The 22,509-nt window shown below is 68.3% G+C and carries 25 protein-coding genes; 13 read left to right on the forward strand and 12 right to left on the reverse strand.

Annotated elements, in window-relative coordinates:
* The first annotated feature begins 30 nt into the window (after positions 1 to 30).
* From pip to AC5P7I_RS10055, 3 genes are read left to right on the forward strand one after another with little or no spacing between them, the layout of a single operon-like run.
* Positions 31 to 972, forward strand: a complete 942-nt coding sequence (gene pip, locus AC5P7I_RS10045; protein ID WP_010481800.1) for a prolyl aminopeptidase — start codon at positions 31 to 33, stop codon at positions 970 to 972.
* Between the two features lie 31 nt (positions 973 to 1,003).
* Complete coding sequence (locus AC5P7I_RS10050; RefSeq protein ID WP_181160701.1) at positions 1,004 to 1,144, forward strand: hypothetical protein; 141 nt, start codon at positions 1,004 to 1,006, stop codon at positions 1,142 to 1,144.
* Positions 1,145 to 1,175: 31 nt separating this feature from the next.
* Positions 1,176 to 1,316, forward strand: coding sequence for a hypothetical protein (locus AC5P7I_RS10055; protein ID WP_209572158.1), 141 nt, complete (start codon positions 1,176 to 1,178; stop codon positions 1,314 to 1,316).
* 315 nt (positions 1,317 to 1,631) lie between these two features.
* On the opposite strand, the gene AC5P7I_RS10060 is transcribed toward AC5P7I_RS10055, so the two are convergent.
* The gene (locus tag AC5P7I_RS10060) at positions 1,632 to 2,516 is read right to left on the reverse strand and encodes a LysR family transcriptional regulator (protein ID WP_014646007.1); all 885 of its coding nucleotides are present in this window, start codon (positions 2,514 to 2,516) and stop codon (positions 1,632 to 1,634) included.
* 105 nt (positions 2,517 to 2,621) lie between these two features.
* Between AC5P7I_RS10060 and AC5P7I_RS10065 the strand changes: the two genes are divergently transcribed.
* Positions 2,622 to 4,040: an MFS transporter gene (locus tag AC5P7I_RS10065; protein WP_075075871.1), complete on the forward strand. Its 1,419-nt coding sequence runs from the start codon at positions 2,622 to 2,624 to the stop codon at positions 4,038 to 4,040.
* 136 nt (positions 4,041 to 4,176) lie between these two features.
* Here the strand turns inward: AC5P7I_RS10065 and AC5P7I_RS10070 are convergent, their stop codons facing one another.
* From AC5P7I_RS10070 to AC5P7I_RS10085, 4 genes are read right to left on the reverse strand one after another with little or no spacing between them, the layout of a single operon-like run.
* Positions 4,177 to 4,974: an N-formylglutamate amidohydrolase gene (locus AC5P7I_RS10070; RefSeq protein ID WP_032956976.1), complete on the reverse strand. Its 798-nt coding sequence runs from the start codon at positions 4,972 to 4,974 to the stop codon at positions 4,177 to 4,179.
* The gene (locus tag AC5P7I_RS10075; RefSeq protein WP_075075870.1) at positions 4,967 to 5,521 is read right to left on the reverse strand and encodes an NUDIX hydrolase; all 555 of its coding nucleotides are present in this window, start codon (positions 5,519 to 5,521) and stop codon (positions 4,967 to 4,969) included. Before AC5P7I_RS10075 ends, AC5P7I_RS10070 begins: the two co-directional genes overlap by 8 nt.
* Positions 5,518 to 6,453, reverse strand: a complete 936-nt coding sequence (locus AC5P7I_RS10080) for a 5'-3' exonuclease (protein ID WP_075075869.1) — start codon at positions 6,451 to 6,453, stop codon at positions 5,518 to 5,520. Before AC5P7I_RS10080 ends, AC5P7I_RS10075 begins: the two co-directional genes overlap by 4 nt.
* Positions 6,450 to 7,031 (reverse strand): nitroreductase family protein, encoded by a 582-nt coding sequence (locus AC5P7I_RS10085; protein ID WP_053495036.1) that lies wholly within the window; start codon positions 7,029 to 7,031, stop codon positions 6,450 to 6,452. The genes AC5P7I_RS10080 and AC5P7I_RS10085 overlap by 4 nt, the downstream gene beginning before the upstream one ends.
* Positions 7,032 to 7,362: 331 nt before the next feature.
* Between AC5P7I_RS10085 and pacR the strand changes: the two genes are divergently transcribed.
* Positions 7,363 to 9,684 (forward strand): PacR family protein, encoded by a 2,322-nt coding sequence (pacR, locus tag AC5P7I_RS10090; RefSeq protein ID WP_032956973.1) that lies wholly within the window; start codon positions 7,363 to 7,365, stop codon positions 9,682 to 9,684.
* Between the two features lie 52 nt (positions 9,685 to 9,736).
* Complete coding sequence (locus tag AC5P7I_RS10095) at positions 9,737 to 10,816, forward strand: NAD(P) transhydrogenase subunit alpha (RefSeq protein WP_262087872.1); 1,080 nt, start codon at positions 9,737 to 9,739, stop codon at positions 10,814 to 10,816.
* Between the two features lie 120 nt (positions 10,817 to 10,936).
* Here the strand turns inward: AC5P7I_RS10095 and AC5P7I_RS10100 are convergent, their stop codons facing one another.
* Genes AC5P7I_RS10100 through AC5P7I_RS10110 form a run of 3 tightly spaced genes read right to left on the reverse strand, consistent with a single transcriptional unit; the run spans position 10,937 to position 12,303 of the window.
* Positions 10,937 to 11,389: a DUF3106 domain-containing protein gene (locus tag AC5P7I_RS10100; protein ID WP_014646015.1), complete on the reverse strand. Its 453-nt coding sequence runs from the start codon at positions 11,387 to 11,389 to the stop codon at positions 10,937 to 10,939.
* Between the two features lie 3 nt (positions 11,390 to 11,392).
* Positions 11,393 to 11,722: a membrane protein gene (locus AC5P7I_RS10105; protein WP_049408479.1), complete on the reverse strand. Its 330-nt coding sequence runs from the start codon at positions 11,720 to 11,722 to the stop codon at positions 11,393 to 11,395.
* Complete coding sequence (locus AC5P7I_RS10110; RefSeq protein WP_080376389.1) at positions 11,719 to 12,303, reverse strand: RNA polymerase sigma factor; 585 nt, start codon at positions 12,301 to 12,303, stop codon at positions 11,719 to 11,721. The genes AC5P7I_RS10105 and AC5P7I_RS10110 overlap by 4 nt, the downstream gene beginning before the upstream one ends.
* A gap of 98 nt (positions 12,304 to 12,401) precedes the next feature.
* Between AC5P7I_RS10110 and AC5P7I_RS10115 the strand changes: the two genes are divergently transcribed.
* Entirely contained in the window at positions 12,402 to 12,722 is a 321-nt protein-coding gene (locus AC5P7I_RS10115; RefSeq protein WP_014646018.1) for an NAD(P) transhydrogenase subunit alpha part 2, read from the forward strand.
* Positions 12,719 to 14,179 (forward strand): NAD(P)(+) transhydrogenase (Re/Si-specific) subunit beta, encoded by a 1,461-nt coding sequence (locus AC5P7I_RS10120; protein ID WP_032956961.1) that lies wholly within the window; start codon positions 12,719 to 12,721, stop codon positions 14,177 to 14,179. Before AC5P7I_RS10115 ends, AC5P7I_RS10120 begins: the two co-directional genes overlap by 4 nt.
* A gap of 260 nt (positions 14,180 to 14,439) precedes the next feature.
* On the opposite strand, the gene AC5P7I_RS10125 is transcribed toward AC5P7I_RS10120, so the two are convergent.
* On the reverse strand, positions 14,440 to 14,859 hold the full coding sequence (locus AC5P7I_RS10125; protein WP_075075868.1) for a hypothetical protein: 420 nt from the start codon (positions 14,857 to 14,859) through the stop codon (positions 14,440 to 14,442).
* A 122-nt stretch (positions 14,860 to 14,981) separates the two neighbouring features.
* Between AC5P7I_RS10125 and sufT the strand changes: the two genes are divergently transcribed.
* From sufT to AC5P7I_RS10140, 3 genes are all read left to right on the forward strand, one after another.
* Positions 14,982 to 15,533, forward strand: coding sequence for a putative Fe-S cluster assembly protein SufT (gene sufT, locus AC5P7I_RS10130; protein WP_005415385.1), 552 nt, complete (start codon positions 14,982 to 14,984; stop codon positions 15,531 to 15,533).
* A 59-nt stretch (positions 15,534 to 15,592) separates the two neighbouring features.
* Positions 15,593 to 16,687: a branched-chain amino acid aminotransferase gene (locus AC5P7I_RS10135; protein ID WP_049440133.1), complete on the forward strand. Its 1,095-nt coding sequence runs from the start codon at positions 15,593 to 15,595 to the stop codon at positions 16,685 to 16,687.
* Positions 16,688 to 17,157: 470 nt separating this feature from the next.
* Positions 17,158 to 18,900: a S8 family peptidase gene (locus tag AC5P7I_RS10140; protein ID WP_049440131.1), complete on the forward strand. Its 1,743-nt coding sequence runs from the start codon at positions 17,158 to 17,160 to the stop codon at positions 18,898 to 18,900.
* An 88-nt stretch (positions 18,901 to 18,988) separates the two neighbouring features.
* Here AC5P7I_RS10140 and AC5P7I_RS10145 read toward each other — a convergent pair whose 3' ends face one another.
* From AC5P7I_RS10145 to wrbA, 3 genes are all read right to left on the reverse strand, one after another.
* On the reverse strand, positions 18,989 to 19,474 hold the full coding sequence (locus AC5P7I_RS10145; protein ID WP_010481766.1) for an asparaginase domain-containing protein: 486 nt from the start codon (positions 19,472 to 19,474) through the stop codon (positions 18,989 to 18,991).
* Between the two features lie 79 nt (positions 19,475 to 19,553).
* The gene (locus AC5P7I_RS10150; protein ID WP_014646024.1) at positions 19,554 to 19,889 is read right to left on the reverse strand and encodes a DUF2069 domain-containing protein; all 336 of its coding nucleotides are present in this window, start codon (positions 19,887 to 19,889) and stop codon (positions 19,554 to 19,556) included.
* A complete protein-coding gene (wrbA, locus tag AC5P7I_RS10155) occupies positions 19,886 to 20,479 on the reverse strand; it encodes an NAD(P)H:quinone oxidoreductase (RefSeq protein ID WP_069118531.1) in 594 nt (197 codons plus the stop codon). Before wrbA ends, AC5P7I_RS10150 begins: the two co-directional genes overlap by 4 nt.
* Before the next feature lie 77 nt (positions 20,480 to 20,556).
* Between wrbA and AC5P7I_RS10160 the strand changes: the two genes are divergently transcribed.
* Both AC5P7I_RS10160 and AC5P7I_RS10165 read left to right on the forward strand, forming a co-directional pair.
* Positions 20,557 to 21,831 (forward strand): YihY family inner membrane protein, encoded by a 1,275-nt coding sequence (locus AC5P7I_RS10160; protein ID WP_032956948.1) that lies wholly within the window; start codon positions 20,557 to 20,559, stop codon positions 21,829 to 21,831.
* Complete coding sequence (locus AC5P7I_RS10165; protein ID WP_014646027.1) at positions 21,828 to 22,403, forward strand: TlpA family protein disulfide reductase; 576 nt, start codon at positions 21,828 to 21,830, stop codon at positions 22,401 to 22,403. The genes AC5P7I_RS10160 and AC5P7I_RS10165 overlap by 4 nt, the downstream gene beginning before the upstream one ends.
* The last annotated feature ends 106 nt before the right edge of the window (positions 22,404 to 22,509 follow it).

Here is a 22,509-nt window from a genome sequence, read left to right on the forward strand (position 1 = left end):
CCGGCAGGGCATCACCCTGGAGCTGCAAGCATGCGTACGCTGTACCCCGCCATCACCCCCTACGACGTCGGCACCCTGAAGGTCGACGACCGCCACACGCTGTATTTCGAACAGTGCGGCAACCCGGACGGCAAGCCGGTGGTGATGCTGCACGGTGGCCCGGGCGGTGGTTGCAGCGACAAGATGCGCCAGTTCCATGACCCGTCCAAGTACCGCATCATCCTGTTCGACCAGCGTGGTGCGGGTCGATCCACCCCGCACGCGGACCTGGTGGACAACACCACCTGGGACCTGGTCGCCGATATCGAGAAGCTGCGCGAGCACCTGAAGGTCGATCGCTGGCAGGTGTTCGGTGGCAGCTGGGGCTCGACCCTGGCCCTGGCCTATGCCGAGACCCATCCGCAGCGCGTGACCGAACTGGTCCTGCGCGGCATCTTCATGCTGCGCCGCTGGGAGCTGGAATGGTTCTACCAGGAAGGCGCCAACCGCCTGTTCCCGGATGCGTGGGAGCATTACCTGAAGCCGATCCCGTCGGTGGAGCGGCATGACCTGATCTCGGCCTTCCACCGCCGCCTGACCAGCGACGACGAAACCACCCGCCTGGAAGCGGCCAAGGCCTGGGCGGTGTGGGAAGGCGCGACCAGTTTCCTGCACGTCGATGACGACTTCATCAACAGCCACGAAGACCCGCACTTCGCCCTGGCCTTCGCCCGCATCGAGAACCACTACTTCGTCAACGGTGGCTTCTTCGAGGTGGAAGACCAGCTGCTGCGCGACGCGCACCGCATCGCCGACATCCCGGGCGTGATCGTGCATGGCCGCTACGACGTGGTCTGCCCGCTGGCCAACGCCTGGGACCTGACCAAGGTGTGGCCGAAGGCGAAGCTGGAAATCACCCCGGCCTCGGGCCATTCGGCGTTCGAAGCCGAGAACGTGGACGCGCTGGTGCGCGCCACCGATGGCTTCGCCTGATCGGTAGTGCCGGCCGCTGGCCGGCAATGCCTTGCCGGGTCGTTTCGCCGCCGCCCGATGTGGCTCGCCGGCCAGCGGCCGGCACTATCGGATAGCCAAGGCCTCGGGCCATTCGGCGTTCGAGGCCGAGAACGTGGACGCGCTGGTGCGCGCCACCGATGGCTTCGCCTGATCGGTAGTGCCGGCCGCTGGCCGGCAACGCCTTGCCGGGTCGTTTCGCCGCCGCCCGATGTGGCTCGCCGGCCAGCGGCCGGCACTACCGGATACCCAAGGCCTCGGGCCATTCGGCGTTCGAAGCCGAGAACGTGGACGCGCTGGTGCGCGCCACCGATAGCTTCGCCTGATCGGTAGTGCCGGCCGCTGGCCGGCAATGCCTCACCGGTCCGTTTCGCCGCCGCCCGATGTGGCTCGCCGGCCAGCGGCCGGCACTACCGGATACCCAAGGCCTCGGGCCATTCGGCGCTCGAAGCCGAGAACGTGGACGCGCTGGTGCGCGCCACCGATAGCTTCGCCTGATCGGTAGTGCCGGCCGCTGGCCGGCAATGCCTTGCCGGTCCGTTTCGCCGCCGGCCGATGTGGCTCGCCGGCCAGCGGCCGGCGCTACCGGATACCCAAGGGTTCTGACCCCGCCGAAACCTTCATCCACGCATGGCGTGGATTTACCAATCCCCGGCCAGCAACGCGTCGGCCAGCACCTGCAGCTTTGGCGAGTGCTGGCGCGACGGTGGGTAGATCAGCGACAGCGCGCGGCTGCGGCCTTCGAGCGGCTGCAGCACGCGTTGCAGGCGGCCGTCAGCCAGCGCGTCGGCCACCGCGAAATCCATCACCTGCACGATGCCGATGCCGGCGATGGCCGCTTCTACCAGCGGATCGCCGCTGTCGAACACCATCCGCGTCGGTGGGGTGAAGTCGCGCAGTTGGCCCTCCTGCAGGAACTGCCAGTCCACCAGCCGGCCACTGCGCAGGTTGCGCACCGCCAGGCACGCGTGATCCCGCAGCGCGGCCACATCGTCCGGTGCGCCACAGCGGGCCAGATACGCGGGGCTGGCCACCGTCACCCAGCGCAGCGGACGCAGCGGGCGCGCGACGATGCGCTGGTCGGCGATGACGCCGGTGCGCAGGGCGGCATCGAAACCTTCCTCGACCAGATCGACCAGACGGTCACTGAGCACGGCCTCCACCTGCAGTTGCGGGTGCTGTTGCAGCAACGGCGCCAGCAGCGGTACCAGCACCTTGCGCCCGAACATCGAGGGCGCGCTGATCTTCAGGGTGCCCGCGGGCGTGCAGGGACGGTCGGCCAACTGGCGTTCGGCATCCTCCAGGCCACACAGCAGCGGTGCCACCTGATCGACGAACTGGCGGCCATCCGGGGTCAGCGCCACGTTGCGGGTGTTCCGCTGCAGCAGCTTCACCCCCAGCGTGGCCTCCAGCCGGCCGATCGCGCGCGACAGGCCGGACTGGCTCAGGCCCAGCTGCCCGGCGGCGACGGTGAAACTGCGGGCTTCGGCCACCTGCACCAGCATGCGCACTGCATTGAGGTCCATCGAAGTTCCATTCATGATGAAAATCATGACAGATATGGCTGGCAGGGGGTTTATTGATTCGGTCGCATCAATGAGACTGCGCTCCCCCACCGCACCAGACCGCCGATGCCTCCCCTCAAGTACCCGCGCTGGGCGCTGACCCTGCTGGCCACTGCCCAGCTGATCATCGCCCTGGATGCCACCATCATCTTCGTCGCCCTGCACGACATGGGTCGCGCGCTGCAGATCAACGCGCAGCAGCTGCAATGGGTAGTCAGTGCCTACACCGTGGCGTTCGGCGGCAGCCTGCTGCTGGGCGGGCGCGCCGCCGACCTGATCGGCCGCCGCCGCTTCTACCGGCTGGGCATGCTGCTGTTCGCGCTGGCGTCGCTGTTCGGCGCGCTGGCGCCGAATGCCACCCTGTTGATCATCGCGCGCGCGGCGCAGGGCATCGGTGCCGCGTTGCTGTTCCCGGCCACGCTGGCGCTGATCAACACGTTGTATGCGGAAGGCCCGGTGCGCAACCGCGCACTGGCGATCTGGAGCATGGCCAGTGCGGTCGGCCTGGCGCTGGGCACGCTGCTCGGTGGCGTGCTGACCCAGGCGTTCGGCTGGCCGGCGGTGCTGGCGGTGATCGTTCCGCTGGCCACCGCCTGTGCAGTCGCGGCCGGCGCGTGGTTGCCGGCCGATGGCCCGCGTGTGCAGGGCCGTTCCTTCGATCTGGCCGGTTGCCTCACCGTCACCGCCGGCGGCAGCCTGCTGGTCACCACCCTGGTGCAAGGGCCGGAGTGGGGCTGGACGGCCCGCGCCACGCTCATCTGCCTGCTGCTTTCAGCCGTACTGTTGACGGTGTTCGTGCAGATCGAAAAGCGCAGCCGTGACCCGCTGATGCAGTTTGCGCTGCTGCGCCTGCCCGGCCTGCGCGCGGCACTCGGCCTGACCTTCGCCTTCATGAGCAGCTATGGCGTGCAGTACTACTTCCTGGCGCTCTACTTCCAGGATGGTTACGGCTGGAGCCCGCTGCAGGCCGGCATGGCCTTCCTGCTGCCGACCGTGGTGTGCACCTTCGGCATCCGCATTGCCGAACGCATGCTGCGGCGCCGTTCGCCACGGCAGGTGCTGGCCTGGGGCTTCGCGGCCGGTGCCATCGGCATCACTGCGGTGGCGCTGGCGATGCCGCATGGCGCCGGTTACTGGCCGCTGCTGCCGGGCATCGTGGTGCTCAGCGTGGGCCAGGGCACGAGCTGGACGGCGATGTGGATCGTGGCCGGGCAGGGCGTGCCGGGGCCGCAGCAGGGTGTAGCGTCCGGCATGGCCGCCACCGCACAGCAGATCGGCGGCGCGTTGGGACTGGCGGTACTGGTGATGGTGGCCAACGCCGCGCGTGGCACGCAGGAGGCAACCAGTCCTGATGCGCTGCAGGGCATGGTCAATGCGCAGTACGGCGCCGCGCTGTTCGCCGCGCTCGGCGTGGTGATCGCGCTGGGCCTGCGCCCGGCGCCGGTCGAATCGGTTGCTGCCGTCTGCCCGGTCAACGAGGCTTGATTGAAGGCGCTGCCGTGGGTGGATGTGCCACGCCTGCGGTGGTGCCGGCCGCTGGCCGGCAACCTCGGGGTGGTTGGATCATTGAGGTTGCCGGCCAGCGGCCGGCACTACCGATACGGGATGGAACCACGCGCGTTCAACCCAGCGCCAGCAGCTCCGGTTGCAGCGCGCTGAAGATCCGCGCCAGCCGCTCCGCCCACGCCTGCTGCCCGGCGGCATCGGCGATCAGGTCCTGGCGGATCTCCAGTTCCACGTGCACCAGGCCGCGCCCTTCGCCGTGCACCGGTACCGCGTAGTCGCTGGTGCTGCTGACCGAATACGGTTCGTTGTCACCCACCACCAGGTCGCCTTCATCGCGCAGTGCCTGCAGCAGTGCATGCGCAAAGCGCGTGTCCTGGTGGTACAGCACGCCGGCGTGCCACGGCCGCTGCGTGCCGTTCATCACTGGCGTGAAGCTGTGCATCATCACCAGCAGGGTGGGGCGGCCGGCATCGCGGCGTGCATCCAGTTCCGCGTCGATGCGCGCATGGTAGGGCGCGTGGATCGCATCGATGCGCTGCTGCCGCTGTGCAGCCGACAGCCTGGCATTGCCCGGGACCACGGTGTGGTCGCTCACTTCCGGAATCAGCGTCGGCGAGGCCAGTGGGCGGTTGCAGTCGATCAGCAGCCGCGAATAGGTCTGTTCGATCGCCCATGCATCCAGCCGTTCGGCCAGTGCGCGGGTGGTGCCGGCGATGCCGATGTCCCAGCCGATATGGCGGTCCAGCTCGGCCTGGGCCAGGCCGAGCCCGGTCAGCGCGCGTGGCACCTGCTGGCCGGCGTGATCGGCCAGCAGCAGGTAAGGCGAGGCGCCCTGCGGCCGGTGGAGGGTATAGATCGCCGGGTCGTCGGCGCCCAGCAGCGCCGGCAGTACGTGCAGATCGGCGTCAGCCACGCGGGCGCCCGTCCAGGTGGTGCTCGATCATCCACAGGCCCGCCCAAAGCTTGGCATCCAGCTCATAGCCTTCGCCCATCTTCTGCACCAGCCAGGCCGCCGCCTGCGCGCGCGGAATCTCGTGCACGGTGATGTCTTCGCTGTCATCGCCGCCACCGTCGCCGATCCGGCGCAGGCCGGTGGCGCGTACGAAGGCGATCTTCTCGCTGCTGGCGCCGGAGGACGTCGGGCCGACCATCAGCACTTCGGCGTGATCGGCGGTCCAGCCGGTTTCTTCTTCCAGCTCGCGCACGGCCGAGACTTCGATCGATTCGCCGGCGTGGATGTCGCCGACCAGGCCGGCCGGCATCTCGATGGTGGGGGCCTGCAGCGGCACGCGGAACTGTTCGACGAACAGCACCTTGTCCTCCGGGGTCACCGCGATGATGATCGCGGCCAGGCCACCGGCATGGGTACGTTCGCTGTATTCCCAGGTGCCGCGTACCAGCATGCGCTGGTACTTGCCTTCATAGACGACACGCGGGGCTTCGGTGTTGCGCTGGCTCATGCGGGCTCGCTGTGGGTGGGAAGAATATCGGGTACGCCGGCGGCATCGAACAGCCGGCGGCGGGTCATCGGGCCGAAGCGCAGGGTCTGGCACAGGCCGCCGAGCAGCTCGGGGTCGGCGGTCTGGCGCAGCAGGCCGGGTTGGCTGCCTTCCAGCGGCGCGTCCAGCGCGATGGTGGTCAGCTGGCGCCAGAGCAGGGCGTGCTCGCGCTGATCGCGCAGGCGCACCGCCATCTGGGCGGCACCGCGCAGGCGCAGGAACGGCACTTCGTCCAGGCGTTCGTACAGCGCATCCAAGCTGCCGAAATGGGCCAGCAGCACGGCGGCGGACTTGCTGCCGACACCACTGACACCGGGAATGTTGTCCACCGCATCGCCGCACAGCGCCAGGTAATCGGCAATCTGGTGCGCGTGCACGCCGTGCCGTGCCTTCACGCCGGCCACGTCCCAGCGCTGGTTGCGGGCGTAGTCCCACTGTTCGTCGTGATCCAGCAGCAGCTGCGACAGGTCCTTGTCGGCGGAGATGATCACCCCGCGATGGCTGCCGCGGTGCACGTGCAGTGCGCTGCCGATCAGGTCGTCGGCTTCGTAGTCGTGGTGGGCGAGGACGGCAAGGCCCAACGCCGCGCACAGCGCCTTGCAGTGCACGAACTGGCGCTTGAGCGCTTCCGGTGCCGGATCACGGTTGGCCTTGTAGGCCGGATACAGGCGGTGGCGGAAGCCGCTGTCGAGCGCTTCGTCGAAGGCAATGGCGATGTGCCGCGGGCGCTCGCGCTCCAGCAGGTCCAGCAGGAAGCGGGCGAAGCCGTGCACGGCATTGGTCGGCCAGCCCTGCGCGTCCTGGAACTGGTCCGGCAGCGAGTGCCAGGCGCGGAACACGTAGATGCTGGCATCGACCAGGTACAGCGACGGCGGCGGTGCCGGCAGGGTCATGCCGGCGGCGTCCAGTCCTGCAGCAGGGTCGCTGGGTCGGGGCGCTCGCGCTCGGGCACGTCGGCCTTGGCGGTGCCGATGTGGATGAAGCCGGCGATGCGTTCACCCTCGACCAGGCCCAGGTGGGCCTGCACGACCGGATCGAAGGCCATCCAGGCCGTCAGCCACTGTGCGCCGAAGCCAAGCGCCTGCGCGGCCTGCAGCAGGGCAAAGCAGACGCAGCCGGCGGTCATCAGCTGTTCCTGTTCCGGCACCTTCGGGTCCGGGCGCGGGCTGGCGACCACCACGATCACCAGCGGGGCGTGGCTGAAACGCTGGCGGTCCTTCTCGAACACGGCCTCGCCGGCCTGCGGGTCGCGCTGGCGGCTGCGCTTGGCCAGGAAGTCGCCCAGAGTGTGACGTGCATCGCCGGCGATCTTCAGGAAGCGGAACGGCACGCGCTTGCCGTGGTCGGGCACGCGCACGGCCGACGCCAGCATCCGCTGCAGGGTGGCCGGGTCCGGGCCGGGCTCGCCCAGTTGCCGCGAAGGCACTGAGCGGCGGGCATCCAGGGCGAGCAGGGCAGCGGGGTCGGGCATGGAGTCTGAACCGGTCATCACGGGTGTTTGATTATAGTCGGGGTGGTCAATGACGCCGTCTGTGTCGCGTCCGGCCCCTGAATACCAAACTGTGATGAACATCATGCCACTGGCGGGAAACGGACAGCCGCTTCCCCTCGCCTCGTGGGCCTTGCACGGCTTACGATACCCCTCTTGCCGGGCCGCCGGTCATGAGGTTTGAAGTGAGGACTGTTTCACTGTCCGTGACGGGCTGGCCGGCCTACCATCGACGTTCCGGTACATGGGGTGTGCCGGTCGTCGCGATGTCCATGCTGTCTGTCGTACCAGAGAAGGTGGGGAGCCTTCCCGAATGATGAGCGTGCCCACACCGATGGGATCGCCGGGCCGTGACCCGGCCCAGCTCCAGCTTGCCCGGGACATGGTCCTGCCCGCGCTGTGCCAGGCCTTCGGGGCCGCGCTGGCGCGTTTCGACGATGCCCTGTTCGACCGCGCCGGCAATGCCGGCTCGTCGCAGTTGCTGTTCCTGGACGCGATGCGCGAACTGCGCCGCCGCCGTGAGGAGATCGCTGCCGCCTTCGCCGGCCACCTGCAGCAGGCGTGGGCCGCATTGGCGGCCGGTGAGCCGCTGTCGGCCGAGGCGACCCTGTCCGGGCCGGCCGAGGATGGCCTGAGCCTGCTGGCCGAACACGTACTGGAATCGCGGTTGGCGGTGCGCAATTTCGCCACTGTATTGCTGCGTGACTTCAAGCCGGTGCTGGCGCGGCTGGACCGCCGCCTGGGCCGGTTGATCGGCGGCGTGGAACTGGACGCCGACCACAATCCCATCAGCCCCGAACATCTGGGCGTGGCCATCCACGAGGCCTTTGCCGGCTGCGAACTGGCCCCGGAAGTGCATCTGGTGCTGATCAAGCTGTGCGAGCGCGACCTGCGTGCACCGGTCGGCCGCATCTACGAGAAGCTGGACGAGCAGCTGGCCGCAGCCGGCGTGATGTCGCAGATGGGGGCTCCGCAGCGCCCACAACCGCCGGCACCGGATCCGCGCATGACCGGGATGCTGGATGACCTGGTCGAGCATCGCCACGGCGCGGGCGTCGATCCGGGGTTCAGCGATGACGAGCAGGCCGCACCGGCTTGGGCGCAGCGCTTTGCCGCCCGCTGGTCCGAGCGCCGCGGGCATATGCAGCAGCACCTGGGCGGCGATGATGGCGCCGCCGGCGAGGCCTACGCCGGCCAGCAAGGCATGCTGCTGGAAGCGTTGCACGAACTGCTGCAGCAGACCCGCCATGTGCGTGAGGACGCCACGTCTGCGGCACAGGTGGCGGTCGGCCAGCAGCGCCCGCTCAGCCAGCGCGAAATGATGTCGGTGCTGTCGCTGCTGCAGGCCACGCCGAGCGCGACGCTGCGTGCAGCCATCGGCGAGGACGGCGAATCGCTGGCGCAGCGGCTGAAGAGCGAAGTGCTGTCCAGCGCCACCCAGCTCGGCGTCGATCCGGGCCAGACCCGGCTGGACCCGCAGGATGAGGATGCCATCGACCTGGTCGGCATGCTGTTCGATGTGATGCTGGACGAACGTGAACTGGAAGGCCGCTCGCGCGAACTGATCGGCCGCCTGGTCGTGCCTTTCGTCAAGGTCGCCATGCTCGACCGCCGCATGTTCGTGCAGAAGACCCATCCGGCGCGCAAGCTGCTCAATTCGCTGGCCGAGGCCTGCGAGGGCAACACCGGCGAGAGCCAGGCCGAGCGCATGCTGATGGCCAAGGTCGAGGAGATCATCGAGCGCCTGGTGGCCGAGTTCAACGAGAACCTGGCGATCTTCCTGACCCTGGAAGAAGAATTCCGCGAGTTCCTGGTGCAGCATCGCCGCCGCGTGGAAATCGCCGAGCGCCGTGCCGCGGAGACGCAGCGTGGGCAGGAAAAGCTGGAGATGGCCCGCAGCCGGGCCAGTGCGGAACTGGATCGTCGCATCGGTGATGCCACCCTTCCGCCGGCCATTGCCGAGTTCCTGCGCCAGCCCTGGCAGCACCACCTGACCCTGGCGCTGCTGCGCGAGGGCGAAGAAGGCGCGTCGGTGGCCGAGGCACTGAGCCTCGGCGACGGCCTGCTGGAGGAAGTGGCCGAGGCACGCCGGCAGATTGTCGGCAAGCCATGGCTGCAGGCCTGGCAGCCGGTGCTGGCCAAGGTGTTTGCCAGCGTCGGTGTGCACGGCGATGCGGCTACCGGTGCGATCGACGCCCTGCACGACACGTTGCAGGGCATCGCCGAGTCGCGGCCGGAACTGCAGCGCGCGCTGCCCGAGCTGCCGCAGGTCGCGCTGCCGGCACCGCCGGTGGCCGAATCGCCAGCGGTGGAACTCAGCGGGCAGATCGATGCCGACGATTTCGACAACGCCGATGCCGACCGCTTCCGACGCATGGAAATCGGCAACTGGTTGGACTTCGTCGACAAGGACGGTAAGGTCCAGGCGGGCAAGCTGTCCTGGGTCAGCCCGATTTCCTCGCGCCTGCTGTTCGTCAACCGTCGCGGCGTGCGCTTCTGCGTGGCCTCGCCAGAAGAGCTGGCGGTGATGGTGCGGCTCGGCCGCCTGCGTGCCCACGTTGACGATGGCGCCTTCGACAGCGCCATGCAGGGCGTGATCGACCGCCTCGACCCGGGCAGCACCACCCTGCACTGAGTGCTGGCTGCCTGCTAGGATCGGGAAAACTCACCGATCAGCGGGGACCTGCATGGCCGTGGCGTTGCTGGGGATCAAGGAGACCGCGCCGGGTGAACGGCGCGTGGCGTTGACACCGGAAACCGCGCGCAAGCTCGGTGCCCTCGGCATTACGGTCTGGTACGAGGCCGGTGCCGGGCTGGCCGCCGGCTTCACCGATGCCGCCTATGACGACGCCGGCGCACGTGTCTTCGACGCGGGCCGCTGGGCCGAGATCGATATCCTGCTGTGCGTGCAGGCACCTCCTGCGACGGTGCTGGAGCAGCTCAGGCCCGGTGCCAGCGTGGTTGGCCTGCTGGCACCGGCCAACGATCCGGCGCTGGCCGCGCTGGCGGCCGATGATCGCCTGCAGCTGTTCCCGCTGCAGCAGCTACCGCGCACCACCCGCGCGCAGGCGATGGATGTACTCAGTTCGCAGGCCGGCATGGCCGGCTACAAGGCAGCGCTGATTGCCGCCGAACGCGCGCCGCGCTTCTTCCCGATGCTGACCACCGCCGCTGGCACCGTGCGACCGGCCAAGGTGCTGGTGATCGGTGCCGGCGTGGCGGGCCTGCAGGCCATCGCCACCGCGCGGCGCCTCGGTGCACACGTGGAAGGTTTCGATGTGCGCCCGGAAACCCGCGAGCAGATCCAGTCACTGGGTGCGCGCTTCCTCGATCTTGGCGTGAGCGCGGCCGGTGAAGGCGGCTACGCGCGTGCGTTGACCGACGAGGAGCGCGCCGAGCAGCAGCGTCGGCTGGCCGACCACCTGCGCGGCGTGGACGTGGTGATCTGCACGGCTGCCGTACCCGGTCGGCCGGCGCCGACCATCGTGACCGCCGCGATGGTGGAGGGCATGGCCACCGGCAGCGTCATTGTCGATCTGGCGGCCGAGAGCGGCGGCAACTGTGCACTGACCCAGCCGGGGCACTGCATCGAACACCAGGGCGTGACCATCGATGGTCCGCTGGGCCTGGCCAGTCGCGGCGCGACCCAGGCCAGTGAGATGTATGCGCGCAACCTGCTCAACTTCGTTGCGCTGTTCGTGCGCGAGGGGCGGCTCGGTTTCGACTGGGACGACGAGCTGCTGGCAAAGACGCGCTGGCAGGCATGAATGACGTGGGGTCAGATCTCTTTGCCTCTGGCAAAGGGATCTGACCCCCTTCTCCCGCAATCTGCCAGGGGTCGGATCCCTTTGCGTCAGCAAAGGGCTCTGACCCCGTTCCCCGGGGCCTTACCGCGGCTTCGCCGGCGGCGGGTTGTCGCGCACCCAGTCCCGACGCTGCTCCGGCGTCATCTGCGACCAGCGCTCGCGCAGCGCGTCGCGCTGTGCCGGCGGCATGTTGCGCATCTGCCCGAACAGGGCGCGTGCCTGTTCACGCTGTTCCGGGCTCATGTGCTCGAAGCGGCGCAGGCCGCGGCGGGCCTTGTCGCGCTCCTCCGGGCTCATCGATTGCCAGCGCTGGCCGTGCGAGAGCATGCGCTGGCGCTGGCCGGCATCAGCGCTGTTCCAACGGTCGCGCAGCGGCGCCAGCAGGGACTCTCGCTGGGATTCGCTCAATTGCTCCCACGCAGGCAATGGCGCGACCGGTGCGGCAGGGGCGGGCGTGGCGTTCTGCGCCAGCGCCGGAACGGCCGGCAGCAGCGCCAGGGTCAACAGCAGTGGCAGGGCAAGCAGTCGGGACATGATTTACTCCATCGCCAGGTCGGTATCGCCCAGCCACAGGTACAGATCGGGATTTTCGTCGTAGAGCGCGCCGTTGTCTTCCACTGAAGCAAGCACGGGGTCCGGCGGCGGACCTGCAAGCGTGCCATGGCCGGTGAACTGCAGGCCAATGCCCAGTGCAACCACCAGTGAGCAGGCGCTGGCCAGCCACCAGCGCCAGCGCCCACGATGGGGGGTGGCCGTGGCGCCGTGGCGAGCTTGGCGCAGCCGGGCCAGCGTTGCCGGCGACAGCGCCTGCAGCGACTGCGCGTGCAGGCGGCGCAGGGTGTCATCGGAAGGCAGGGAGCGGTTCACGGGTGGGTCTCCAGGTAGTCCTGCAGCGCCTGCCGGGCGCGTGCCAGATGGGTTTTTACCGCGCCTTCGCTGCAGCCCATGGCGCGGGCGGTGGTGGCCCCGTCCAGGTCCTGCAGCACGCGCAGGCTGAAGGCCTCGCGCTGGCGGGCGGGCAGGGTGCGCAACGCGTCCACCAGCTGCTGGTACTGCTGGCGCTGCTCATGTGCCTGTGCCGGGTCCGGGCCGGGATCGGCCCAGTCGATCTCGCCGCCTTCCGCGTCCTGGTTGTCGCGCCAGAACGGCAGGCGGAAGCGGCGCCGCCGCTGCAGGTCGATCACCCGGCGGCGCAGGATGCTCCAGAACAGCGGCGCCCATTCGGCGGCCGGCTTGCCGGTGTAATCCAGCATGCGCAGCAGCGCGTCCTGCACCGCATCCATGGCGTCTTCGCGCTGGCGCAGGCCGGCCTCGGCGAAGCGGAACGCACGCGGGCCGACGCTGGCCAGGAATGCCTCCAGCGATGCCGGCAGGGCATCGGTCTCGGCGCTCGGGGGGGCGGGGCTGCTCACCAGCACAGGGTACGGTTCCTCGCTCGGGGTCACCATCGACAACGCGTGAGCGGCGCTCCGGTTGACGCCGGGTGCGCGCCGGGTTCAGCCCATGGTTATGATGGGCCGACGAAGACAGAGCAGGAGCGTTGCCGGTGAGTGACGGGTTCGTAGCGCTGTACATCTTCATGCTGGCAGCCATCGCCGGCCACGTGATCATTTCGCGGGTGCCGGTGATCCTGCATACCCCGCTGATGTCGGGCTCCAACTTCATCCACGGCATCGTGCTGATCGGCGCGATGGTGGTACTGGGGCATGCGCAGACGCCGCTGGAGAAGGCACTGGGCTTCCTGGCCGTGGTGCTCGGTGCCGGCAATGCCGCCGGTGGCTACGTGGTCACCGCGCGCATGCTGGAAATGTTCAAGCCGAGCGCGCCCAGGGGCGGCAAGGACGAACCGAAGGAGCCGCAGGCTTGAACATCAGCACCGTCGAACTGCTCGACTGGCTGGTCAAGGCCAGCTACCTGGTCGCCGCCACGCTGTTCCTGCTCGGCCTGCAGCGCATGGCCTCGCCGCTGACCGCGCGCAGCGGCATCCGCTGGGCCGGGCTGGGCATGCTGCTGGCCACCGCGGCCACCTTCTTCCTGCCCGAACTGCACAACGTGCCGTTGATCCTGGTGGCACTGCTGCTGGGTGCGGGCCTGGCCTGGTGGTCGGCCGGCAAGGTTGCCATCACCGACATGCCGCAGATGGTGGCGCTGTACAACGGCATGGGCGGCGGCTCGGCGGCGGCGATCGGCGCGGTGGAACTGCTGCGCTATGCCTTCCTGGCCCACCGCGATACCAGCCACTGGAGCGCGCAGGCGCTGGCCGACCTGGCCGCGCGCCAGCCGTCCGGCACGATGCTGCTGCTGGCGGTGGTCGGCGCGGCGATCGGCGCGGTGTCGCTGTCCGGCTCGGTGATCGCCTGGGCCAAGCTGGATGGACGGCTGGACAAGCGCGTGACCTGGCCCGGCCAGCAGGTGATGAACCTGCTGGTGGCGCTGGCGGTGGTGGTGCTGGCGATCATCGCGGCCAGTACGCTCAGTGCCTGGGCAATCGTCGCCTTCTTCGTGCTGGCACTGGCGCTGGGCGTGCTGATGACGCTGCCGATCGGCGGTGCCGACATGCCGGTGGTGATCTCGCTGTACAACGCGTTCACCGGCCTGGCAGTGTCGTTCGAAGGTTATGTGCTGGGCAACGAGGCGCTGATCATCGCCGGCATGATGGTCGGCGCGGCCGGCATCCTGCTGACCCGGCTGATGGCCAAGGCGATGAACCGGCCGATCCGCAACGTGCTGTTCTCCAACTTCGGCGGCGGTGCTGGTGGCGAAGCGCAGGCGATCAGCGGCGCGCAGAAGCCGATCGAAGCCCCGGATGTCGCGGCGATGATGGCCTACGCCGAACGCGTGGTGATCGTGCCTGGATACGGCATGGCCGTGGCCCAGGCGCAGCACAAGATCTGGGAACTGGCGCAGCGGCTGGGCCAGCGCGGGGTGAAGGTGAAGTTCGCCATCCACCCGGTCGCCGGGCGCATGCCCGGGCACATGAATGTACTGCTGGCCGAAGCGGGCGTGCCCTACGACCTGATCGCCGACATGGATGACATCAATCCCGAGTTCACCAACACCGACGTGGTACTGGTGATCGGTGCCAACGACGTGGTCAATCCGGTCGCGCGTACTGATCCGGCCAGCCCGATCTACGGCATGCCGGTGCTGGACGTGGTCAACGCGCGCAACGTGGTGGTGATCAAGCGCGGCAAGGGCACCGGCTTCGCCGGTATCGAGAATGCGCTGTTCTACGCTGATAATACCCGCATGCTCTATGGCGACGGCGCCGAAGCGGCCGCCTCGCTGGTGAGCGAGCTGAAGGCGCTCGACGGCGGGCATTGAAGACCGGGGTCGGATCCCTTTCCGCAGGACAGGGCTCTGACCCCTTTGCCGGCCAGCGGCCGGCACTACCCCCATCCGCGCGTGATGGTTGCATCTGGTAGGCGCGGACCTGGGGCCGCGCGCTTTTGCCGGCCAGCGGCCGGCACTACCGGATCCGCGCGCGGTGGTTGCATCTGGTAGGTGCGGACCTTGGTCCGCACGCTTTTGCCGGCCAGCGGCCGGCATTAACCCCCATCCGCGCGTGGCGTGGATCTACGCGCTCAGCGCGCCAGCCAGGCGCCGACGACCACGGCCACGGCCAGCCACAGCCATTCCATCGCGCCATTGGCCAGGGTGATCAGGGTCCAGGCCAGGTGCGGGCCCATCCGCGTCATGGCGTCCCACAGGTCCAGACCGATCGAGCCGCCCATCCAGGCGCTGGCGATGGCCCAGTTGGCCACGGCGGCCACCAGCAGGGTGCCGAGCACGACCAGGGCGATGCGCAACCGGCCCGGGCCCAGTGTGCCCAGGCGCAGCATGAACACCAGTTCCAGGGCGGACACTACCGCCATCCAGCCGACCTGCCGGCCGGTCATCAGCGCCAGGACCATCCAGGCGAGGGGAGCAACAAGCAGACCCAGCAACAGCATGAGGGACCAGAGCCAGGTGACGGTCCTGGCACGCGTGGCAATGGAGGACATCGAAGCTCCCTGAAGATCACCCACAGGATACTGTGGTTTGCCGCAGTGCACCGGCGGTGCCGGGGCGGCTGGGCTAGAATGCCGTCTTGCGTGGCCGCGGCCACGGCCCCATATCGGTCCCCATGTATTCCCGTAGCAGCGAACCTGTCCACTTCGAACGCGATTGCGAGGCCGTGATGGTCCCGCAGGGCGATACCGTGACCCTGCCTGCCGGCAGCTATGGGTACATCACCCAGGCGCTGGGCGGCAGCTATTCGGTGTTCGTCGAGGGCAACCTGTTCCGCATCGCCGGCAAGGACGGCGACGCCATCGGCAAGGAGGCGCCGGCACCGCTCGAGCTGCCGGCCGACGCCACCGATGAGCAGGTGGAACAACTGGTGTGGCAGCAGCTGCGCACCTGCTTCGACCCGGAGATTCCGGTCAACATCGTTGAACTGGGCCTGGTCTATGAAGTCGAGATCAAGCATCTGGACGAAGGCAAGCGCGAGATCGACGTGAAGATGACCCTGACCGCACCGGGCTGTGGCATGGGCGAGATCCTGGTCGACGACGTGCGCAGCAAGCTTGAAATGATCCCGACGGTGGCCGAGGCCGACGTCGACCTGGTGTTCGACCCGCCGTGGAACCAGCACATGATGTCCGAGGCGGCGCGGCTCGAGACCGGCATGCTTTGACCCAGGGCCCGCAGTGACGCGGGCCCGGCACTACCCGCAACCAGAACAGGAATCCTCCGGTGTCCCAGTCCATTCCCAGCTTCGCCGTCACCCGTTCGGACCACCCGCGCAGCGCTGAAGAGCGCGCCAAGATCCTGGAGAAGCCGGGCTTCGGCCTGCACTTCACCGATCACATGGTGGAAGTGCGCTGGGACAAGGATGCCGGCTGGCACAACGCCAGCGTGCGTGCCTACGGTCCGCTGCAGCTGGACCCGGCCGCGGCCGTGCTGCACTACGGCCAGGAGATCTTCGAAGGCATCAAGGCCTACCGCCATGCTGACGGCTCGATCTGGACCTTCCGCCCGGATGCCAACGGCCGTCGCCTGCAGCGTTCGGCGCAGCGCCTGGCGCTGCCGGAACTGCCGGTGGAGATCTTCGTCGAATCGCTGAAGCAGCTGATCGCCGTCGACAGCGAGTGGGTGCCGTCGGCCGACGAGTCGAGCCTGTACTTCCGCCCGTTCATGATCGGCGACGAAGCCTTCCTCGGCGTGCGCGGCGCGCACAAGGCCGGCTACTACGTCATCGCCAGCCCGGCCGGCCCGTACTTTGCCAAGGGCGTGGCCCCGGTGTCGATCTGGCTGTCCACCGAATACGCGCGCGCGGCCAAGGGCGGCACCGGCGCCGCCAAGTGCGGTGGCAACTACGCCGCCTCGCTGCTGCCGCAGCAGAAGGCGCAGGCGCAGGGCTGCTCGCAGGTGCTGTTCCTGGACCCGGTCGAAGGCAGGTACCTGGAAGAACTGGGCGGCATGAACGTGTTCCTGGTCTACAAGGACGGCACGCTGGTCACCCCGGAACTGTCCGGCAGCATCCTCGAGGGCATCACCCGCGAGAGCATCCTGCAGCTGGCGCGCGACCGTGGCATGAAGGTCGAAGAGCGCAAGGTCAGCATCGACGAGTGGAAGGACGGCGTGGCCTCCGGTGCGATCAGCGAAGTGTTTGCCTGTGGCACTGCGGCGGTGGTCACCCCGATCGGCCAGCTGAAGGGCGAGGGTTTCTCGGTGGGCGACATCAACGCGCCGGCCGGCGAAGTGACCATGTCGCTGCGCAAGGAACTGACCGACATCCAGTACGGCCGCCTGCCGGACCGGCACAACTGGCTGGTCAAGCTGGGCTGATCGCTCACGCTGAACTGTAGAGCCGAGCCCACGCCCGGCTGCGTTTCTGGAAAGCCCGTCCCTGTGACGGGCTTTCTGCGTTGTGGACAGGTGGGTGGGGTCAGATCCCTTTTCCGTGGGAAAAGGGATCTGACCCCCCACTCCGACCCCGAATCGGCGGATGCCGATGTCGGCAAAGTCATCGCAGGACAGGTGATGACCCAGTCAGGTGTGTGCAGAAGATGAGAAAGTTCCTTCACCTTCACAAACCCTCGACCCGGGAAGTCTCAGAACGAACATTTCATCTTGCTGAAAAGACGCTGAAAATCTTGTGGTGTCCGGTTTTGGTCATTAGCGTCATCTGCACGGCGGATCGATAGGGGGATCCGCTGACTCGCCGGACTTCGAACCTCGCCAACGCAAGCCAGCCCATGGTTCGGGCCGGTGCTTCTGCCGATTCCGGCATTCACACCACTAGAAAGGGAAATACGATGTCCCAGGTAACGCAACCGCGTGTGCGTCGAGTGTGGGTGGTCCTTGGTGCGTCCGTTCTGTCATCGCTGCTGCTGGCCACGCCTGCGCTGGCCGGTGACGTCCAGCTCAGCGGCCTGCAGTCTGCGCCGACGCACCAGCGCTTCATCGTGAAGTACCGCGACGGCAGTGCGCCGGTGGCCAACACCACCGCACTGGCCTCTTCGCTGAAGAGTGCCGCCGCCGGCCTGGCCAGCAGCCAGGGCCGTGCGCTGGGCCTGCAGCAGGTCCGCAAGCTGGCCGTCGGCCCGACCCTGGTCAGGACCGACCGCCCGCTTGACCAGGCTGAATCCGAGCTGCTGATGCGCAAGCTGGCCGCCGACCCGAACGTGGAATACGTCGAAGTCGACCAGATCATGCGTGCGACGCTGACCCCGAATGACACCCGCTTCAGCGAACAGTGGGGCTTTGGTACCTCCAACGCGTCGATCAACGTGCGGCCGGCCTGGGACAAGGCCACCGGCACCGGCGTGGTGGTGGCCGTGATCGATACCGGCATCACCAACCATCCCGATCTCAACGCCAACATCCTGCCCGGCTATGACTTCATCAGCGATGCCGCGATGGCGCGCGATGGCGGTGGCCGCGACAGCAACCCGAACGACGAGGGCGACTGGTATGGCGCCAACGAGTGCGGCTCGGGCATCCCGGCGTCCAACTCCAGCTGGCACGGCACCCACGTCGCCGGCACCGTGGCGGCGGTGACCAACAACAGCACCGGCGTGGCCGGCACGGCGTTCAACGCCAAGGTCGTCCCGGTGCGCGTGCTCGGCAAGTGCGGCGGCTATACCTCCGACATCGCCGATGCGATCGTGTGGGCCTCCGGCGGCACCGTCAGTGGCGTGCCGGCCAATGCCAATCCGGCGGAAGTCATCAACATGTCGCTGGGCGGGGGCGGCACCTGCTCGGCCACCTACCAGAACGCGATCAACGGCGCGGTCAGCCGCGGCACCACCGTGGTGGTCGCCGCTGGCAACAGCAACACCAACGTGTCCTCGTCGGTGCCGGCCAACTGCGCCAATGTGATCGCAGTGGCGGCCACGACCTCGGCCGGTGCGCGGGCCAGCTTCTCCAACTATGGTGCCGGCATCGACATTTCCGGCCCGGGCCAGAGCATCCTGTCCACCCTCAACACCGGCACCACCACGCCGGGCAGCGCCAGCTACGCGTCCTACAACGGCACCTCGATGGCGGCCCCGCATGTGGCCGGTGTGGTGGCCCTGATGCAGTCGGTGGCGCCGAGCCCGCTGAGCCCGGCGCAGGTCGAGAGCATCATCAAGAGCACCGCACGCCCGCTGCCGGGCGCCTGCTCGGGGGGCTGCGGCGCCGGCATCATCGACGCCAACGCGGCGGTCACCGCAGCGATCAACGGCGGTGGCAACCCGAACCCGGGTGGCAACGTGCTGCAGAACAACGTGCCGGTGACCGGCCTGGGCGCCGCGACCGGTGCCGAGCTGAACTACACCGTCGCCGTCCCGGCCGGCAGCACCCAGCTGCGCGTGGCAATCAGTGGCGGCAGCGGTGATGCCGACCTGTACGTGCGCCAGGGCAGTGCCCCGACCGATACCACCTACACCTGCCGTCCGTACCTGAGCGGCAACAGCGAGACCTGCACCATCAACAGCCCTGCCGCCGGCACCTGGTATGTGCGGGTGAAGGCGTACAGCACCTTCTCGGGCCTGACCCTCAGCGCCCAGTACTGAGCCCAAGTCCCTCTCCAAGGGCACGCCCTGGCTTCGGCCGGGGCGTTTTTGTCCGGGTGGGTGCCGACCTCGGCCGGCACGCTGTTCCTCAGACCGACTCGAAACGGTTCGCCGCCACGTTCTTGCGCACATGCTGCGGGTCGAAGATCCGCCCGTTCATCGCGATGTACACGCCGCTCGGCAGCGACTGCACCGCACCGATCGCACAACCGATGTTGAACTCCGCATCCGAGCCGCGGAAGCGTGCCGGGCTCAGCGCACCGGTCATCACGATGGTCTTGTCCGGGATCGTCGCCAGCACCTTGCCGGTCTGCACCATCGAATCGGTGCCGTGGGTCACCAGCACGTGCCGGGTGGGCTGCGCGGCGATGGTGGCGCGGATCAGCTCGCGGTCTTCGTCGTTGATGTGCAGCGAATCCTTGCGCAGGATCGGAATCACGTTGAAGCGGAACGTCACGCCCAGCTCGCGCAGGATCATGCCGATCTGCGGATCGCCGATCTGGTAGTCCGACTTGTCGTCGAAGTAGATCTTGTCGATCGTGCCACCGGTGGTGACGACCAGGAGCTCTTCCATCATGTGCATGCGCGAAACCAGGACAGGGACTGCGGCGCGGGGCCAGGAATGCAGATGATAAGGCCCTGGGCGCGCAGCGTCAGCGCCGCTTGCCGAAGCGGGCGCGCAGGCCGGGCAGGCTGGCGCTGAAGATCACCAGCAGCGCCAGCGCGATCTCGATCAGCGCCAGCCAGCGCGTCTCCGGGTGGCTCCAGGCGCTCATCACGCCGTGGCTGAACCAGCCCAGCGCCAGCACCGAGGCCCAGAAGCCGGCCTTGCGCCAGCCCAGGCGCACGGCGATGGCCAGCGCCAGCGGTGGCGCGGTGAACACCAGCTGGGTGGCCAGCCAGTGCCTGTCATTGATGAACCAGCCTGCGAACAGCGCGGCCAGCCCCATCAGGGCCAACAGCAGGACCGTGCGCGGCGCGCGGTTCATCGGGCCAACCGCTGCGCGATGTCGGCCACCCGGCGCCCCAGCGCGCGCGCCAGCACCGCTTCGTCGTCGGTCGGCTGCGGATCGTCGGCGGCACCGGCCACGTGGCTGGCGCCATAGGGCGTGCCGCCACTGATGGTGTGGCTCAGCGCCGGTTCGGTGAACGGGATGCCGACGATCACGCAGCCGTGGTGCAGCAGTGGCACCTGCATCGACAGCAGGGTCGATTCCTGGCCGCCGTGCATCGAGGCGGTGGACGTGAACACGCCGGCCGGCTTGCCGGACAGGGTGCCATTGACCCATTCGGCGCCCAGCCCATCCAGGAAGTGCTTGACCGGCGCGGCCATGTTGCCGAAGCGGGTGGGGCTGCCGAGCAGCAGGCCCTGGCAGTCGACCAGGTCCTGCACGCTCACGTAGGGGGCGCCATCGTCGGGTACCGGTGGCTGCGCGGTCTGGGTCACGGCGGCCACCGGCGGCACCGTGCGCAGGCGCGCGGTCATGCCCGGCACTTCGCCGATGCCCCGCGCGATCTGGCGCGCCAGCCGTGCCACCGAACCGCCCCGGCTGTAGTACAGCACCAGAATCTCGCCCATCGTGCCCGCTTCTCCTCGTCGTGTGGCTACCAGTATGGCTATCCTGCCAGCATTCCGCATCGGGTACCCTTCCACCGATGGAACCTTTGGATACGCTCAACCTGTGGATGGAGCGCGCGCGGGATCGCGCACGGGCCATCAGTTTCGGCCGCTTCCTGTGGCATCGCTTCCTCGACGACCGCCTGTTCCAGGCAGCGGCGGCGCTGGCCTACACCACGGTGTTCGCGCTGGTACCGCTGGCGATCGTGGTATTCGGTGTGCTGTCGGCCTTCCCCGTCTTCGACCGCTGGAGCGATCAGCTCAGCGACTACGTATTCTCCAACTTCGTGCCCTCCGCGGCGCGTGCGGCCGAGGGCTACCTGCGGCAGTTCTCGGCCAGTGCCGGCCAGCTGACGGCGGCCGGCTTCATCGCACTGGTGGCCTCACTGCTGATCACGCTCAACAGTGTGGAAGAGACCTTCAACCAGATCTGGCGGGTCGGCTCGACCCGGCCCAAGCTGACCCGCTTCCTGGTCTACTGGACCGTGCTGACCTTGGGCGCGATGCTCGCCGCCGCATCGCTTGCGGTATCGGCGCGGGTGTTCGCGATGCCGTTGTTCGGTACCCAGGAGGGCCGTTGGTTGGCCGAGCTGGCGCTGCGGCTGGCGCCGATCCTGATCGAGTTCGTCTGCATCACGCTGATGTTCCGGGTGGTGCCGCACCACACGGTGAAATGGCGGCATGCCGTGCCCGGCGCGATCCTGGCGGCGGTCATCCTGGAACTGGTGAAGTGGGGCATCGGTGCCTATCTGGGCAGCTTCCAGTCCTACCAGAAACTGTATGGCACGGTGGCGTTCGTGCCGATCCTGCTGCTGTGGATCTACCTGTGCTGGGTGGCGGTGCTGCTGGGGGCGTCGCTGGCTTCTTCGATGGCCGCCTTCCGCTACCAGCCGGTGGAACTGCGCCTGCCGCAGGGGTATGAGTTCTATGGACTGCTGCGCCTGCTTGGCCGCTTCCAGCATGCACGGGCCAAGGGCAAGGGCCTGGCCGATGACGAGATCCTGCGGCTGGAGCCGATGCTGACCGATTCACTGCTGCAGGACCTGATCTGCAACCTGCAGGAGATCGACCTGCTGCGCCGCGACGAGCGGGGCGAGTGGCTGCTGTCGCGTGACCTGGACCAGGTCAGCCTGGCCGATCTGTACGAATGCACCCAGCTGCGCATCCCGGTGGCCGAGCAGCACCTGCCGTACCGTGATGACAGCCTGGGCCGTGCCGCACTGGCGGCGCTGGACGATCTGCGGCTGCCCCTGCGCGAACGCCTGAAGCGCAAGGTCAGTGATATCTATACCGACTCTGGAGACATGCCATGACCCGCAAGACGCCGTTGCCGCTGCTGCTCCCGTTGACCCTGCTGCTGGCCCTGGCGGCCTGCAAGCCGGCCCAGGAGCCGACACCGGCCAGCAGCCAGCCGCCGGCACAGGCGCCGACGCCGACCACTCCGGCACCGGTCGATGAAACCCCGGCCGAGCGCACCACTGCCGAATTCCCGACCTTGAAGATGAAGGCGGTGGATGGCAGCGACTACGATCTGGCCGCGCATCGTGGCAAGTGGGTGGTGGTGAACTTCTGGGCGACCTGGTGCGCGCCGTGCCGCAAGGAGATGCCCGAGCTGTCGGCGCTGCATGCGATGCGCAGCAACATCGAGGTGGTCGGCCTGGCCTACGAGGACATCGAAGTGCCGGAAATGCAGTCGTTCCTGACCAAGCATCCGGTGACCTATCCGATCGTGATCGTGGACCCGTTCGATCCGCCGGCCGACTTCGCCACGCCGCGAGGCCTGCCGTTGACGCATCTGCTGGATCCGCAGGGCAAGCTGGCCCACACCTTCCTTGGCCCGGTGACCGCCGCCGACATCGAAAAGCAGATCGCGGCCGCCAAGTAGTGGGTGGGTCGGCAGGGCCTGCGGCCCTGCACCTCGGTACGCGCCATCGCATGCGCGCTGCCGCTCCCACGCTTCGCTGCGCGAACCGCGGGCCCCATTTACCAAC

This window comes from Stenotrophomonas sp. YJH_SMC_138 (assembly GCF_059369855.1).

What these genes read in the sequence shown, in the direction of transcription:
- pip (WP_010481800.1), top strand. Translation starts at nt 31, where the DNA reads ATGCGTACGCTGTACCCCGCCATCACCCCCTACGACGTCGGCACCCTG.
- AC5P7I_RS10060 (WP_014646007.1), bottom strand. Translation starts at nt 2,516, where the DNA reads ATGGACCTCAATGCAGTGCGCATGCTGGTGCAGGTGGCCGAAGCCCGC.
- AC5P7I_RS10065 (WP_075075871.1), top strand. Translation starts at nt 2,622, where the DNA reads ATGCCTCCCCTCAAGTACCCGCGCTGGGCGCTGACCCTGCTGGCCACT.
- AC5P7I_RS10075 (WP_075075870.1), bottom strand. Translation starts at nt 5,521, where the DNA reads ATGAGCCAGCGCAACACCGAAGCCCCGCGTGTCGTCTATGAAGGCAAG.
- AC5P7I_RS10080 (WP_075075869.1), bottom strand. Translation starts at nt 6,453, where the DNA reads ATGACCCTGCCGGCACCGCCGCCGTCGCTGTACCTGGTCGATGCCAGC.
- AC5P7I_RS10085 (WP_053495036.1), bottom strand. Translation starts at nt 7,031, where the DNA reads ATGCCCGACCCCGCTGCCCTGCTCGCCCTGGATGCCCGCCGCTCAGTG.
- pacR (WP_032956973.1), top strand. Translation starts at nt 7,363, where the DNA reads ATGATGAGCGTGCCCACACCGATGGGATCGCCGGGCCGTGACCCGGCC.
- AC5P7I_RS10095 (WP_262087872.1), top strand. Translation starts at nt 9,737, where the DNA reads ATGGCCGTGGCGTTGCTGGGGATCAAGGAGACCGCGCCGGGTGAACGG.
- AC5P7I_RS10100 (WP_014646015.1), bottom strand. Translation starts at nt 11,389, where the DNA reads ATGTCCCGACTGCTTGCCCTGCCACTGCTGTTGACCCTGGCGCTGCTG.
- AC5P7I_RS10110 (WP_080376389.1), bottom strand. Translation starts at nt 12,303, where the DNA reads ATGGTGACCCCGAGCGAGGAACCGTACCCTGTGCTGGTGAGCAGCCCC.
- AC5P7I_RS10125 (WP_075075868.1), bottom strand. Translation starts at nt 14,859, where the DNA reads ATGTCCTCCATTGCCACGCGTGCCAGGACCGTCACCTGGCTCTGGTCC.
- sufT (WP_005415385.1), top strand. Translation starts at nt 14,982, where the DNA reads ATGTATTCCCGTAGCAGCGAACCTGTCCACTTCGAACGCGATTGCGAG.
- AC5P7I_RS10140 (WP_049440131.1), top strand. Translation starts at nt 17,158, where the DNA reads ATGTCCCAGGTAACGCAACCGCGTGTGCGTCGAGTGTGGGTGGTCCTT.
- AC5P7I_RS10145 (WP_010481766.1), bottom strand. Translation starts at nt 19,474, where the DNA reads ATGGAAGAGCTCCTGGTCGTCACCACCGGTGGCACGATCGACAAGATC.
- AC5P7I_RS10150 (WP_014646024.1), bottom strand. Translation starts at nt 19,889, where the DNA reads ATGAACCGCGCGCCGCGCACGGTCCTGCTGTTGGCCCTGATGGGGCTG.
- wrbA (WP_069118531.1), bottom strand. Translation starts at nt 20,479, where the DNA reads ATGGGCGAGATTCTGGTGCTGTACTACAGCCGGGGCGGTTCGGTGGCA.
- AC5P7I_RS10160 (WP_032956948.1), top strand. Translation starts at nt 20,557, where the DNA reads ATGGAACCTTTGGATACGCTCAACCTGTGGATGGAGCGCGCGCGGGAT.
- AC5P7I_RS10165 (WP_014646027.1), top strand. Translation starts at nt 21,828, where the DNA reads ATGACCCGCAAGACGCCGTTGCCGCTGCTGCTCCCGTTGACCCTGCTG.